Annotated in this window: 11 protein-coding genes; 7 read left to right on the top strand and 4 right to left on the bottom strand. The window is 71.8% G+C overall.

Translation table 11 applies throughout. From position 1 onward, the window contains the following. The first annotated feature begins 32 nt into the window (after nucleotides 1-32). The 4 genes from P1P70_RS10215 to P1P70_RS10200 all read left to right on the top strand — a co-directional run bounded on the left by P1P70_RS10215 (nucleotide 33) and on the right by P1P70_RS10200 (nucleotide 3,532). Nucleotides 33-974: a Zn-ribbon domain-containing OB-fold protein gene (locus P1P70_RS10215; protein ID WP_319236393.1), complete on the top strand. Its 942-nt coding sequence runs from the start codon at nucleotides 33-35 to the stop codon at nucleotides 972-974. Next, the gene (locus tag P1P70_RS10210) at nucleotides 971-2,041 is read left to right on the top strand and encodes a thiolase domain-containing protein (RefSeq protein WP_319236391.1); all 1,071 of its coding nucleotides are present in this window, start codon (nucleotides 971-973) and stop codon (nucleotides 2,039-2,041) included. The genes P1P70_RS10215 and P1P70_RS10210 overlap by 4 nt, the downstream gene beginning before the upstream one ends. Continuing rightward, the gene (locus P1P70_RS10205) at nucleotides 2,038-3,204 is read left to right on the top strand and encodes a thiolase domain-containing protein (RefSeq protein ID WP_319236389.1); all 1,167 of its coding nucleotides are present in this window, start codon (nucleotides 2,038-2,040) and stop codon (nucleotides 3,202-3,204) included. The genes P1P70_RS10210 and P1P70_RS10205 overlap by 4 nt, the downstream gene beginning before the upstream one ends. A gap of 82 nt (nucleotides 3,205-3,286) precedes the next feature. Beyond that, nucleotides 3,287-3,532, top strand: a complete 246-nt coding sequence (locus P1P70_RS10200) for a DUF397 domain-containing protein (protein ID WP_033526253.1) — start codon at nucleotides 3,287-3,289, stop codon at nucleotides 3,530-3,532. Between the two features lie 56 nt (nucleotides 3,533-3,588). Here P1P70_RS10200 and P1P70_RS10195 read toward each other — a convergent pair whose 3' ends face one another. Continuing rightward, nucleotides 3,589-4,509, bottom strand: coding sequence for a transglutaminase-like domain-containing protein (locus P1P70_RS10195; RefSeq protein ID WP_319236387.1), 921 nt, complete (start codon nucleotides 4,507-4,509; stop codon nucleotides 3,589-3,591). A gap of 202 nt (nucleotides 4,510-4,711) precedes the next feature. Here P1P70_RS10195 and P1P70_RS10190 point away from each other — a divergent pair, with 202 nt between their 5' ends. Together P1P70_RS10190 and P1P70_RS10185 are read left to right on the top strand one after the other, a co-directional pair. Then, the gene (locus P1P70_RS10190; protein WP_319236385.1) at nucleotides 4,712-5,314 is read left to right on the top strand and encodes a CGNR zinc finger domain-containing protein; all 603 of its coding nucleotides are present in this window, start codon (nucleotides 4,712-4,714) and stop codon (nucleotides 5,312-5,314) included. Nucleotides 5,315-5,381: 67 nt separating this feature from the next. Next, a complete protein-coding gene (locus P1P70_RS10185) occupies nucleotides 5,382-5,879 on the top strand; it encodes a hypothetical protein (protein ID WP_319236383.1) in 498 nt (165 codons plus the stop codon). A gap of 128 nt (nucleotides 5,880-6,007) precedes the next feature. On the opposite strand, the gene P1P70_RS10180 is transcribed toward P1P70_RS10185, so the two are convergent. After that, complete coding sequence (locus P1P70_RS10180; protein ID WP_319236382.1) at nucleotides 6,008-7,978, bottom strand: peptidoglycan recognition family protein; 1,971 nt, start codon at nucleotides 7,976-7,978, stop codon at nucleotides 6,008-6,010. A gap of 235 nt (nucleotides 7,979-8,213) precedes the next feature. Next, the gene (locus P1P70_RS10175) at nucleotides 8,214-9,356 is read right to left on the bottom strand and encodes an aminoglycoside phosphotransferase family protein (RefSeq protein WP_319236380.1); all 1,143 of its coding nucleotides are present in this window, start codon (nucleotides 9,354-9,356) and stop codon (nucleotides 8,214-8,216) included. A 236-nt stretch (nucleotides 9,357-9,592) separates the two neighbouring features. Here P1P70_RS10175 and P1P70_RS10170 point away from each other — a divergent pair, with 236 nt between their 5' ends. Next, complete coding sequence (locus P1P70_RS10170) at nucleotides 9,593-11,089, top strand: hypothetical protein (protein WP_319236379.1); 1,497 nt, start codon at nucleotides 9,593-9,595, stop codon at nucleotides 11,087-11,089. An 18-nt stretch (nucleotides 11,090-11,107) separates the two neighbouring features. Here the strand turns inward: P1P70_RS10170 and P1P70_RS10165 are convergent, their stop codons facing one another. Further along, a complete protein-coding gene (locus P1P70_RS10165; RefSeq protein WP_319236377.1) occupies nucleotides 11,108-12,223 on the bottom strand; it encodes a PP2C family protein-serine/threonine phosphatase in 1,116 nt (371 codons plus the stop codon). Nucleotides 12,224-12,305 lie beyond the last annotated feature (82 nt).

Below are 12,305 nucleotides of genomic sequence, written 5' to 3'. Positions count from 1 at the left end.
CCGCGCACCTCTTTCGAAGGAGGCAAGCTTCCATGTCCGCGATCCTCAAAGCACCCCTCACCGTCGAGTTTCCGTTCACCCGGTCTGTCGGGCCCGTGCAGAGCGCCTTTCTCACCGGGCTGCGGGAACGGGTCGTGCTCGGGGTGCGCACCGACGACGGCAGGGTTCTCGTCCCGCCCGTCGAGTACGACCCCGTCACCGCCGAGGAGATCCGCGACCTGGTGGAGGTCGCGCCGACCGGCACCGTGACCACCTGGGCCTGGAACCACGAGCCACGCCGGGGGCAGCCGCTCGACACCCCCTTCGCCTGGGTGCTGGTGAAGCTCGACGGCGCCGACACGGCCCTGCTGCACGCCCTCGACGCGCCCGGCCCCGACGACGTCCGCACCGGTATGCGGGTCCGGGTCCGCTGGGCCGAGGAGCGGTCCGGTGCCATCACGGACATCGCCTGCTTCGAACCGTACGACGGGCAGCCGGTGAAACCGGCGGGCCACAGCGGAGAGTTCCAGGAGGCGATCACAGGCATCGTCGCCGCCGCCCGCCTCGACTACACCTACTCGCCCGGCCGCGCCCAGACCGGCTACATCGAGGCCCTCGGCGACCGGCGCATCGTCGGCGAACGCTGCCCGTCCTGCCGCAAGGTGTACGTCCCGCCCCGGGGCGCCTGCCCGACCTGCGGGGTGGCCACCGAGGAACGCGTCGAGGTCGGCCCGGCCGGCACCGTCACCACCTTCTGCATCGTCAACATCAAGGCGAAGAACCTGGACATCGAAGTCCCGTACGTCTACGCCCACATAGCCCTCGACGGCGCCGGGCTCGCCCTGCACGGCCGGATCGCCGGCATCCCCTACGACCAGGTGCGCATAGGGCTGCGCGTGGAGCCGGTGTGGACGGAAGGGGCCCGCTATCCCGACCACTACCGGCCCACCGGCGAACCCGACGCGGACTACGACACGTTCAAGGAGTTGCTGTGACGCGCGAAGAAGCCCCGGGAGCCCGTGACATCGCCGTCGTCGCCTTCGCCCAGACCGACCACCGGCGCACCAGCGAGGAGCTCTCCGAGGTGGAGATGCTGATGCCGGTCCTGCACGAGGTCATGGCGAGCACCGGGCTCAGGACCGCCGACATCGGCTTCACCTGCTCCGGCTCCAGCGACTACCTCGCGGGCCGTGCCTTCTCCTTCACCCTCGCCCTCGACGGCGTGGGCGCCTGGCCGCCGATCTCCGAGTCGCACGTCGAGATGGACGGGGCGTGGGCGCTCTACGAGGCCTGGGTGAAACTCCGGACGGGGGACGCCGACACCGCACTCGTCTACTCCTACGGCAAGTCCTCGCCCGGCTCCGTACGGGACGTCCTCACCCGGCAGTTGGACCCGTACTACACGGCCCCGCTGTGGCCCGACTCCGTCGCCCTGGCAGCCCTCCAGGCCCAGGCGCTCATCGACGCGGGCGCCACGGACGAGCCGGCCCTGGCGGCGGTCGGGGCCCGCAGCCGCGCGGACGCCGCCGGCAACTCCCACGCGCAGCTACGGGGTGCGGTGCCGCAGGGGGAGTACCTGGTACGGCCGTTGCGCACCGGGGACTGCCCGCCCATCGGTGACGGGGCCGCCGCCGTGATCCTCGCGGCGGGGGAGCGGGCCCGGGAACTGTGCGAGCGGCCCGCCTGGATCCGGGGCATCGACCACCGCATCGAGGCGCACGGCCTCGGCGTACGCGACCTGACCGACTCGCCGTCCACCCGGCTCGCCGCCGAGCGGGCGGGAGTTCACGAACGGCCCGTCGACACAGCCGAGCTGCACGCGCCGTTCAGCTCCCAGGAGGTCATCCTGCGGAAGGTCCTGGGGCTCGACGAGACCGTGCGGGTCAACCCGTCGGGCGGTGCGCTCGCCGCCAACCCGATCATGGCCGCCGGGCTCGTCCGGATCGGCGAGGCCGCCGCCCGCATCCACCGGGGCCAGTCCGACCGGGCGGTCGCGCACGCGACCTCCGGCCCGTGCCTGCAACAGAACCTGGTCGCCGTACTCGAGGGGGATCCCCGATGAGCAAGGAGCCCGTGGCCGTCGTAGGGGTCGGCCAGACCAAGCACGTCGCGGCGCGCCGGGACGTGTCGATCGCCGGGCTCGTCCGGGAGGCCGCCCGACGGGCCCTCGACGACGCCGAGTTGAGCTGGGCCGACATCGAGGCCGTCGTCATCGGCAAGGCACCCGACTTCTTCGAGGGCGTCATGATGCCCGAGCTGTACCTCGCGGACGCGCTCGGCGCGGTGGGCAAGCCCATGATGCGAGTGCACACGGCCGGCTCGGTCGGCGGCTCCACGGCACTGGTCGCCGCGAGCCTCGTCGCCGCCCGTGTCCACGGCACGGTGCTCACCCTCGCCTTCGAGAAGCAGTCCGAATCCAACGCCATGTGGGGACTGTCCCTGCCGATCCCGTTCCAGCAGCCGCTGCTCGCGGGCGCGGGCGGCTTCTTCGCCCCGCACGTGCGCGCGTACATGCGGCGCAGCGGTGCCCCGGAGACCGTCGGTTCCCTGGTCGCGTACAAGAACCGCCGCAACGCGCTGAAGAACCCGTACGCCCATCTTCACGAGCACGACATCACGTTGGAGAAGGTCCAGGCCTCGCCCATGCTGTGGGACCCGATCCGCTACTCGGAGACCTGCCCGTCCTCCGACGGGGCCGTGGCCATGGTCCTCACCGACCGGGCGGGCGCGGCCCGAGCGCCCCGGCCCGCCGCGTGGATGCACGGCGGCGCGATGCGCAGCGAACCCACCCTCTTCGCGGGCAAGGACAGCGTGTCGCCCCGCGCGGGACGGGACTGCGCGGCCGACGTGTACCGGCAGGCGGGCATCGCCGATCCCCGCCGGGAGATCGACGCGGTGGAGATGTACGTGCCGTTCTCCTGGTACGAGCCGATGTGGCTGGAGAACCTCGGTTTCGCCGCCGAGGGGGAGGGGTGGAAACTCACCGAGTCCGGGGTCACCGAACTGGACGGGGATCTTCCGGTCGACATGTCCGGCGGGGTCCTCTCCACCAACCCCATCGGCGCCTCCGGCATGATCCGGTTCGCCGAGGCCGCGCTCCAGGTGCGGGGCCTCGCCGGCGAGCACCAGGTCGAGGGCGCCCGGCGGGTGCTGGGGCACGCCTACGGCGGCGGTTCGCAGTTCTTCTCGATGTGGCTCGTGGGCGCCGAACCGCCCGCCTCCTGAACCTCCTCCACACACGGCCTGTCCGCAGTGGGGGCCGATCGCTAGTCTGGCGGGCGGACGACGAACCGGGAGGAGCACGGACGTGGCCGAGACCACCATGCAGCAGCGATCCCTCGACGGCTGGCACAAGCCGGCGGAACTGGACCTGAGCAACGCGGACTGGCGGTCGAGCAGCCAGGGGCGGGGAGATGTCCAGATCGCCTTCGTCGAGGGTTTCATCGCCATGCGCAACAGCGGCAGCCCCGAGAGCCCCTCGCTGATCTTCACCCCCGCCGAATGGGGCGCCTTCGTGTCAGGGGCCCGTGAAGGCGAGTTCGACCTGACCTGAGCCGCCGTACGTGCCGTGTGGTGGACGGCCGGGGCCGCCGCCCACCACCGGCGGGGTCAGCGCAGGGTGACCTCTCGGGGGCCGTTGTACGGGGCGAGCGACAGGACGGTCCGCGGTGTCCGCAGCCCCTCACGCCCGGCGAACAGTTCGCGCGCCGCGGTGAAGCGCACCTCGTCGCCCACCACCGGGGCGACCTCGTCGTACAGTTCGCGGACCGGGTCCACGAGGTCCTGGCCGGCCTCCGTCTCGGTGCCCCAGACGTCCCACAGCAGCGTCTCGACCTTGTTCAGCGCCGCGAGGTCGAGCCGGACGTTCCCGGCCACGAACCACTCCCCGTTCAGCGGCCCGTCCTCCGGCGGGTGCAGGCCGAACGTGCCAGGGTCCGCCTCACCGGCCCGGACGGCCCGCCACGCCTTGCCCGCCACCAGGAAACGGTCGCGGGGCACGTCCATCGGGTCGAAGTCGATGCTCCACGCGTCGGCGACCAACGGCTCCGTCAGCTGCGCGCCGGCGAACAGCCAGCCCCGCTCCGGGTCCCAGTACTCGGTGACCACGTGGTCGCAGTGGAATCCGTTCTCCCCGAAATACGCGGCGAAGCCCGATCGCAGCCGGGCCGGCACACCGAAGTGCCGCAGGAGCGAGCAGTGCAGCAGCGAGAAGTCGCGGCACACACCGACGAACCGGTCCCCCGGCTCGCGGCGGTGCGACAGGGGCGCGTCGTTCCTTTCGACGACGAGCCGCAGGATGTCGTCGAGGTAGCGCGTCTCGGCGTCGTCGTGCAGCCGCTGCCGGGCCACGGTGTGGCCGAACGTCCCGCCCTCGCCCCGATGGATCATCAGGTCCCGTGCCACACGGGCGAGTTGAGCCGGATCGCGCGGGAGGCCGGCGTAGAGCGGGGTCAGGTCGCCCGGATCGGTGAACGCGCTCTGCTCGGTGTAGAAGGCGACGACGTCCGGCGCGAGCTGTACGGGTGGCATGAGCGAACCCCCAGAATGAATCGGCCACGTGTTCGAATTGCGGGCCGCTCCGCCTCACCGTGCCAAATTCACCCGCAATTGTCCACAATTCGCGGAGGAAGGCGGGTGCCGGAAGCCGGTGCCGGAAGCGGGTTCCGGAAGTCGGCGTCCCCGCCGTACGCGACAGGAATTAATGGATGGATGCTCCCCTATCATTAGCCGCATGGAGTGCTCGATCAGCGGGGACGCACGGCTCGCCCTGGACCTCGCCCTGACCGTCCGCCACGACGGCAGCGGCGGTGTCGCCGACGACCTGACCGATGTCATGGGGCTCGCCACCTGGGTCCGGGCCCACGCGGACGACCTGCCGGCCACCGTCCGCCCGACCGTCGACGAGACCACGCTCACCTCCGTACGCGACCTCCGCGGCGCCGTCCGCGCCCTCTTCGCCCACGCGGTCGCCCCCGCCGAGCCCAGCCCCGCCGACGCCAGCCGGCTACTGCCCGTCCCCGAGGCCCTGGCGCGTCTCAACGAGACCGCCGCCCTCTCCCCGACCGTCCCGGTCCTCACCTGGGGCCCCGGCGCCGACCCCGTCCTGCACCACCGGCCCGCCACCGGCGAGGACCCGCTCGCCGCCGCCCTCGCCCGCGCCGCGCTCGCCTTCCTCGCGAGCCCCGAGCGACAGCGGCTGCGCGCCTGCCACGCCCCCCGCTGCGTGCGCTACTTCCTCAAGGAGCACCCCCGCCAGGAGTGGTGCAAACCCTCCTGCGGCAACCGCGCCCGAGTGGCCCGCCACCACGACCGCCACAGGAAGACCTCTGCCTGACCGCCGGGACGGCCACCCCGACGCTCCCTCGGCTCCACCGCGGGACGCCACGCCGTACCATTGCGGCATGTCCTTCCTCCGCCGCCGCAGCGCCACTCCCGCCGGGCCCGATTTCGACGTACTGGCCATGGATCCGGGCGACTGGCCGGGCAATCTCGGTGCCGGTCTGCTGCCCGCCCCCGACGGCAGCTGCCAGGGCGTCTTCCTGCGCTACGACCTCTACGGCGGCCGCGGCCCCGCGATGATCATCGGCAACCTTCCGGAGGGCTCCCCGGCGCGCGAGGTCGCCGACGGCGAGGTCCCCTTCGAGGTGGCCCAGCTGCTGGTCGCCCTGGAGAACGAGGAGGACATCACCGTCGTCGGTACCGAGGACATCCCGGTGATGCAGGGCGACAACCTGCTGATCGTCCGCCGCCTCAAGCTCTCCGAGTCCCGGATCTCCTGCGTCCAGTTCGACCGCAGCGACAACGTCCTGGTGACCATCGCCGCCTGGGACCGCCCCATCACCGACGACCTCTACGCGCTGCTCAAGCCGCTCCCGGCGGAGCTGTTCCAGCAGGGCTGAGCGCGCGCACGACGTACGCCGCTCGCAGGGGCCGAAGCCCGAAGAGGACGAGGACGAGAAAGGGCCGGGTACGCACCCGGCCCTTCTCCGTGCCCGGCCCTTCTCCGCGGCCTCGGGCGACCAGCCGCTCACCCGGCCGGCGTCACCCGCACATCCGCGGCCCGCACGAACGCCACCCGGTGGCCGAACTGGATCTCGTAGTAGAGGTCCTTGCCGACCACGAATCGGTGCCTGCTCGTGTCGAAGGAGACGGCGTAGTAGTACTCGCCGGGCACCAGGCCCCCGGTGACGTACTTCTGCCCCTTGAGGAGCTTGTACGGCCACGGCGACACCGCCTGCGCGGGCACACCCGCCGGGTACGCCGACGCCTCCGGGTAGGCACGGCCGTACACCGGGATGTCCGCCAGGCCGTCCCGGGGCGTCACGACCAGCCCGGTCGCTCCGACCGCCGTCGGCTTGGCCTGCGGGTTCTGGAACCAGGCCTTCTGCCCCAGGAACCAGATGGCCGTCCAGTCACCCTGCCGCTCCGCCACCGCGTACTGCTGCCCGGTGGAGACCCGCGAACCGAGGTCGTTCACATTGGTCGTCGAGCCGCTGCCGTCCGGCCGCAGCCCGATGTCCTTGATCAGGGGCGAGGTCACGTCGGGCCGGCTGTAGAGGCGTACGGCGCTGGAGCCGTGCACCGCGCAGGTCGCGCCGCCGGACCCGCAGCCGGTGAACACCGGCCGGTTGGCGGCGTAGTCCGGGAGGACGGTGACCATCGTGCTGTCGCCGCCGGACGTCGCTCCGAGCGGCTTGCCCAGCAACTCGAAGTAGTGCCGCCAGTCCCAGTACGGGCCGGGGTCGGTGTGCATCCCCGGGATCGTCGCCGTCGTCGGACCGGGCACGGTGTCATGGCCCAGGATGTGCTGCCGGTCCAGGGGGACCCCGTACGTGTCGGCCAGGTACCTCACCAGCCGCGCCGACGACCGGTACATGGCCTCCGTGTACCAGGCGTCCGGCGAGGCGAGGAACCCCTCGTGCTCCAGGCCGATCGACCCCGTGTTGACGTACCAGTTGCCGGCGTGCCAGCCGACGTCCTTGTGCTTGATGTGCTGCGCGATGTGCCCGTCCGTGGAGCGCAGCGAGTAGTGCCACGACACGTACGTCGGGTCCTGGACCAGTTCGAGGGTGGTGTCCCAGTAGCCCTCGGTGTCGTGGACGACGATGTACCGGATGGGCTGCGCGTTCGGCCGGTCGGCCAGGTCGTGGTTGCCGTAGTCGCTGTCGCCGAACTCCTGGTACGGCGCCGGGATCCACTCGCAGGACACCGTGGCCGGGCACTGGGCACCGGTCGCGGCCTTGCGCAGTCCCGCCCGGGACAGCTGCGCGGTGTCGGGCGCGAGGTCCGGGTCGGCGGCCAGGGTCACCCGCTGGCCGGCGTCCGTGACGCGCTCGGCGCCGGCACGGATGACCGCGAACACCTCGTTCGCGTACACCGCTGCCGTGGCCCGGTCGTCGGCCCCCGAGAAGCGGGCCACCGCCCCGTACCAGTCCGCCGGGTCGGCGCTCGGTTCGGCGCCGAGCTGCCGCTGCGCGGCCGCGAGCAGCGCGGCACCGCCCGCCACGTTCGCCCCGGCGTCGGTGCGCAGCGTCCGTGCGGGCAGACCGGTCAGCTCGGCCGCCTTCGTCAACGTCCGTAGCCTGGCGGGGAGTTCGGACGGTTCGGGCAGCTTTGCCTCGGGCACGGGAAGGGGCCGGGACTCGTCACCGCGCGCGTCCTCCGTGCCCTCGCTGTGGTGCGGGGCCTCGGCCAGGGCCGTGCGCGCGTCGGTGAGATGCATGGGCCCGTAGCCGCCGGTCACACTGGGTGCGCCGCCGTGCTCGTCCCAACGGGACTGGAGGTACGAGACGCCGAGCAGCACACTGCGCGGTACGCCGTACCTCTCGGCCGCGGCGGTGAACGCGCCCTGCAGACCGGTGGGGGACGAGGACCGGCTCTCCGGTGGGGCGGCACCCAGCAGGGGGAGCAGCAGGACACCGGGAGCCACGGCGAGCGCCGCTCTGCGGACGCGTCTGGGACGCGGGGTGGGCCTGCGGTCGGTGGGGGATCCTCGCAAGGCGGCCTCCTCTAACGGTGGGGCGTTGGCGGGGCGGCAGACCAGGCGCTCCTCCCGCGGGCGAAGCCGAATGCGGGGGAGTGCTTTTGTACTATCGGTCGGCCGACGGTCCGTCAATCATGCCCTCAGGAGGCCGCTTCCCCGGTGATTGCCGGGCGCAGGACCACCCCCGGGTCATGACGAAGGTCCGCGGCGCGCGCCCTTGCGCAGGCACACCGCGGACCTTCGTATCCCCTCAGCGAGTGCCGACCGCCGCCCGTACGGCCTTGCGGGCCAGCTGGCAGTCGTCGTGCAGCCGCCTGAGCAGCAGCCGCTGTTCCTCGCCGGACGGCGCAGCAGCCGGGTGGGCCTGACCCGCTGCCGCCGGGGTCGAGTCGTGCATCGAACGCTGCACGGCCGTCTCGTAGGTACGGATCTCACGCGTCAGGACGAGCATCAGGTTCACCAGGAACGCGTCCCGGGAGGCCGGGCCCGCCGACTGCGCCAGCTGGCTGATCTGCCGCCGCGCCACCGGGGCGTCCCCGAGCACCGCCCACAGCGTCGCCAGGTCGTACCCCGGCAGGTACCAGCCCGCGTGCTCCCAGTCCACCAGCACTGGACCGGCCGGTGAGAGCAGGATGTTCGACAGGAGGGCGTCGCCGTGGCAGAACTGGCCCATGCCCTGACGGCCCGACGCGTGCGCGATGCCGTGCAGCAGCTTCTGCAGATCGCCCATGTCCCGGTCGGTGAGCAGACCCAGCTCATGGAAGCGGGAGATCCGCTCCGCGTAGTCCAGCGGGGCGTCGAAGGTCCCCGCCGGCGGCCGCCACGCGTTCAGCCGGCAGATCGCGCCGAGCGCCGCCCGGATGTCGGCGCGCGGCGGCGCCTCCACCGGATGTCGCTGCAGGGCGGCCACCCGGCCCGGCATCCGCTCGATGACCAGGGTGCAGTTGTCCGGGTCCGCCGCGATCAGCCTCGGCGCCCGCACGGGGGGGCGGTGCCGGACGAACGAGCGGTATGCGGCTATTTCGTGCCGGGACCGTTCCTCCCAGATGGGTGAATGATCCAGTAAGCACTTGGCGACGGCCGTGCTGCGCCCTGTCGTGCCGACGAGCAGCACCGAGCGGCCGCTGCGGCGCAGCACCTGGACCGGAGCGAACTCCGGACAGATGCGCTGCACCGAGGCGATCGCCGTGCGCAGTTGCGTGCCCTGGGGGCCGGACAAGTCGAGTCTCCCGCTGAGCGGTTGGGTGCCGAGCCCCGGCACGCGCCGCGTCCGGCCGCCACCGAGCATCGGGGCCGCCGTACGCGTGGGGTCGAGGTAGGGGCCGCCGCTGCCCGGCTGGCGGGGGTGCAGCGACCGGGGAGGAGCGGACACGGAGGACGATGCTGCGTACATGGGGGAGGACAGATCCCTTCGTGTGCCGGCGAGGTCACGCGCCACCCGCCCCGGCCGTACCGGGGACACCCTGGGGAGTGCCCGTCGGGGCGACCGGGTCGGGGTGGCGCTTTCCTACCTGACACCGGATGGGCCCTGGCACACCATGTAGCGCACCCTGGCGAAGCCTGGCGAATAGTCCCCGAGCAACTGACAGCGGGCTACATTCAACTCAGCCGAGAACCTGGGGGCTTGACGTGAGCGGACAACCCAATACCCGACTCGCAGACCTGTTCGGCCTGGCCGGCTGGTCGAAGGGAGAGCTCGCGAGGCTGGTCAACCGGCAGGCGGCGGCCATGGGCCACCCCCAGCTGGCGACCGACACCTCACGGGTACGGCGGTGGATCGACATGGGAGAGATCCCGCGCGATCCCGTGCCACGGGTGCTGGCGGCGCTGTTCACCGAGCGTCTCGGCCGTGTCGTGACCATCGAGGACCTCGGTCTGGTCCGGCACGGGCGTACGGGAAAACGGCAGGGCGGCGGGAGTGTGGAACATCCCGACGGTGTGCCGTGGGCGCCCGAACGGACCGCCGCGGTCCTCACCGAATTCACGGGAATGGACCTCATGCTCAACCGACGCGGCTTGGTGGGTGCGGGCGTCGCGCTCACCGCTGGATCCGCACTCAGCAGCGCCATGCACGACTGGCTGCACACCGATCCGGCCCTCGCGGCCGACGCCCCCGACCTCGACAACCCCCTGCACGCCGACCCCGCCGGGTTCGACCGTTACGAGGCCGCCCCCATCGGGGCGCAGGAGATCGAGGAACTGGAGCGCTCGGTCGAGGTGTTCCGGGCCTGGGACGCGGCCCGCGGCGGCGGGCTGCAACGCAAGGCTGTCGTGGGACAGCTCAACGAGGTGGGAGGCATGCTCTCCTACCGCCACCCCGAACACCTCCAGCGCCGCCTGTGGGGCGTCGCCGCCAACCTCGCCGTCCTCGCCGGCTGGATGTCGCACGACATCGGCCTCGAACCCACCGCCCAGAAGTACTTCATCATCGCCGCCCACGCGGCCAGGGAGGGCGGTGACCGGCCCCGCGCCGGCGAGGCCCTGTCCCGGGCGGCCCGACAACTGGTGCATCTCGGCAAGCCCGACGAGGCGCTCGACCTGATGAAGCTCGCCCAGTCGGGCTCCGGTGACCAGGTCCTGCCGCGCACCAAGGCCATGCTCCACACCGTCGAGGCCTGGGCACAGGCCTCCCTGGGCAAGGGCCAGGCCATGCGCCGCACCCTGGGCCAGGCCGAGGACCTTTTCGTCTCCGACCGTGGGGACGTGCCGCCACCGAGCTGGATGCAGATGTTCAACGAGGCGGATCTGTACGGCATGCAGGCGCTGGCCTACCGCACCCTCGCGGAGCACGAACCGGCCGCGGCCCAGCACGCCCGGCACTACGCGGAGAAGGCGCTGGACCTCAGGACGAACGCCCAGGGGAGGTCGCAGATCTTCGACTACCTGTCGATGGCCTCGGCCTGCTTCATCGGGGACGACCCGGAGCAGGCGAGCGGGTACGCGCGCCTGGCGCTGGCGTCGATGGGCTCCAACTCCTCGCACCGCACCTGGGACCGACTGCGTGAGATGTACCGGCTCACCGGTCAGTACTCCAGCTATCCGAAGATCCAGGATCTGCGGGAGGAGATCAAGCTCTCCCTGCCCAAGCCCCAGTCCAAGAACAAGGGGGGCGTCGCCCCGGCGTGAGGGCGAGGTGCCCGTTCCTCAGGAGCTGACCCGGGCGACGAGCACGCAGGCGTCGTCCGTGCGCTCCCTCTCGCCGAACTCCTCCACCACCGTCCGTACGCATTCCTGGGCCGTACGCGCCTCGCCGAACCGGGGGGCCAGGTCCAACAGCCGCTGGACGGCTTCCTCTCCTGCCCGCCGGGGGACCAGCCCGTCGGTGTGCAGGAGCAGCAGATCGCCCTGTTCGAGGGTCACTTCGGCCTGCCCGTAGACGGCTCCGGAGGTCGCTCCGAGCAGGACGCCGTCCGGCGGGGGCAGTACGCGCCCCGTCCCGTCGCGGAACAGCAGCGGGGCGGGGTGTCCCGCCTGTGCCCAGACGAGGGTGCGGGTCGCCGGCCGGTAGCGGCAGCAGACGGCGCTGCCGAGCGCCGGCTGCACGGTGGCGTCCAGTAACTGGTTGATGCAGGCCATGAGCCGGCCCGGCTCGGTGCCCGACATCGCCAGGCCGCGCAGCGCGCCGATCAGCATCGCCATGCCCGAGGTCACGGTGACGCCGTGCCCGGTGAGGTCGCCGACGCTCAACAGGCTCTCGCCGCCCGGCAGTTCGAGGGCGTCGTACCAGTCGCCGCCGATCAGCGCGCTGGTCGAGCAGGGCAGGTAGTGGGCGGCCAGATCCAGCCGTGCGGGGCCCTGCTGCGGGAGCCGCAGGGGGCCGCGCCACGGCGGAAGCACGGCCTCCTGCAGCTCGACCGCGAGCCGGTGCTCGGTCTGCGCGATGTGCCGCTGACGGTGCAGCGAGTCACGGGTCTCGCTCACCGCCCGCTGGCTGCGCCGCAGTTCGCTGACGTCCCGCAGGACGGCCCACATCGAGGCCGTACCGCCGTCGTCGTCGAGCACGGGCTCGCCCATCATGTGCACGGTGCGCACCCCGCCGTCGGGGAGCACGATCCGGAACTCCCCGTCGATGCGTTTCGCGTCGATGAGGCAGTCCGTGACCATCGCCGTCAGCCGTGGACGGTCCTCGTCGAGGACCAGCGACGGCAGTTCGTCCAGGGTGAGCGGCGGGGCGACCGGGTCGCGGCCGAGGATCTGGAACAGCTCGCCGGACCAGCTCGCCTCGTCCGTCAGGAGGTTCCACCTGTCGCCTATCCACATCCGACGATGCCGACGGAAAGACCTTGGTAGATCTCGGGTGTTGACGATCCAATTAAAAAAAAAAAAAGAAAAAAGAAAATAT

Source organism: Streptomyces sp. MB09-02B (assembly GCF_033794485.1).
Classification (GTDB): domain Bacteria; phylum Actinomycetota; class Actinomycetes; order Streptomycetales; family Streptomycetaceae; genus Streptomyces.
Note: the sequence above shows the minus strand (reverse complement) of the source record. Positions and strands in the feature narration are given on the sequence as shown.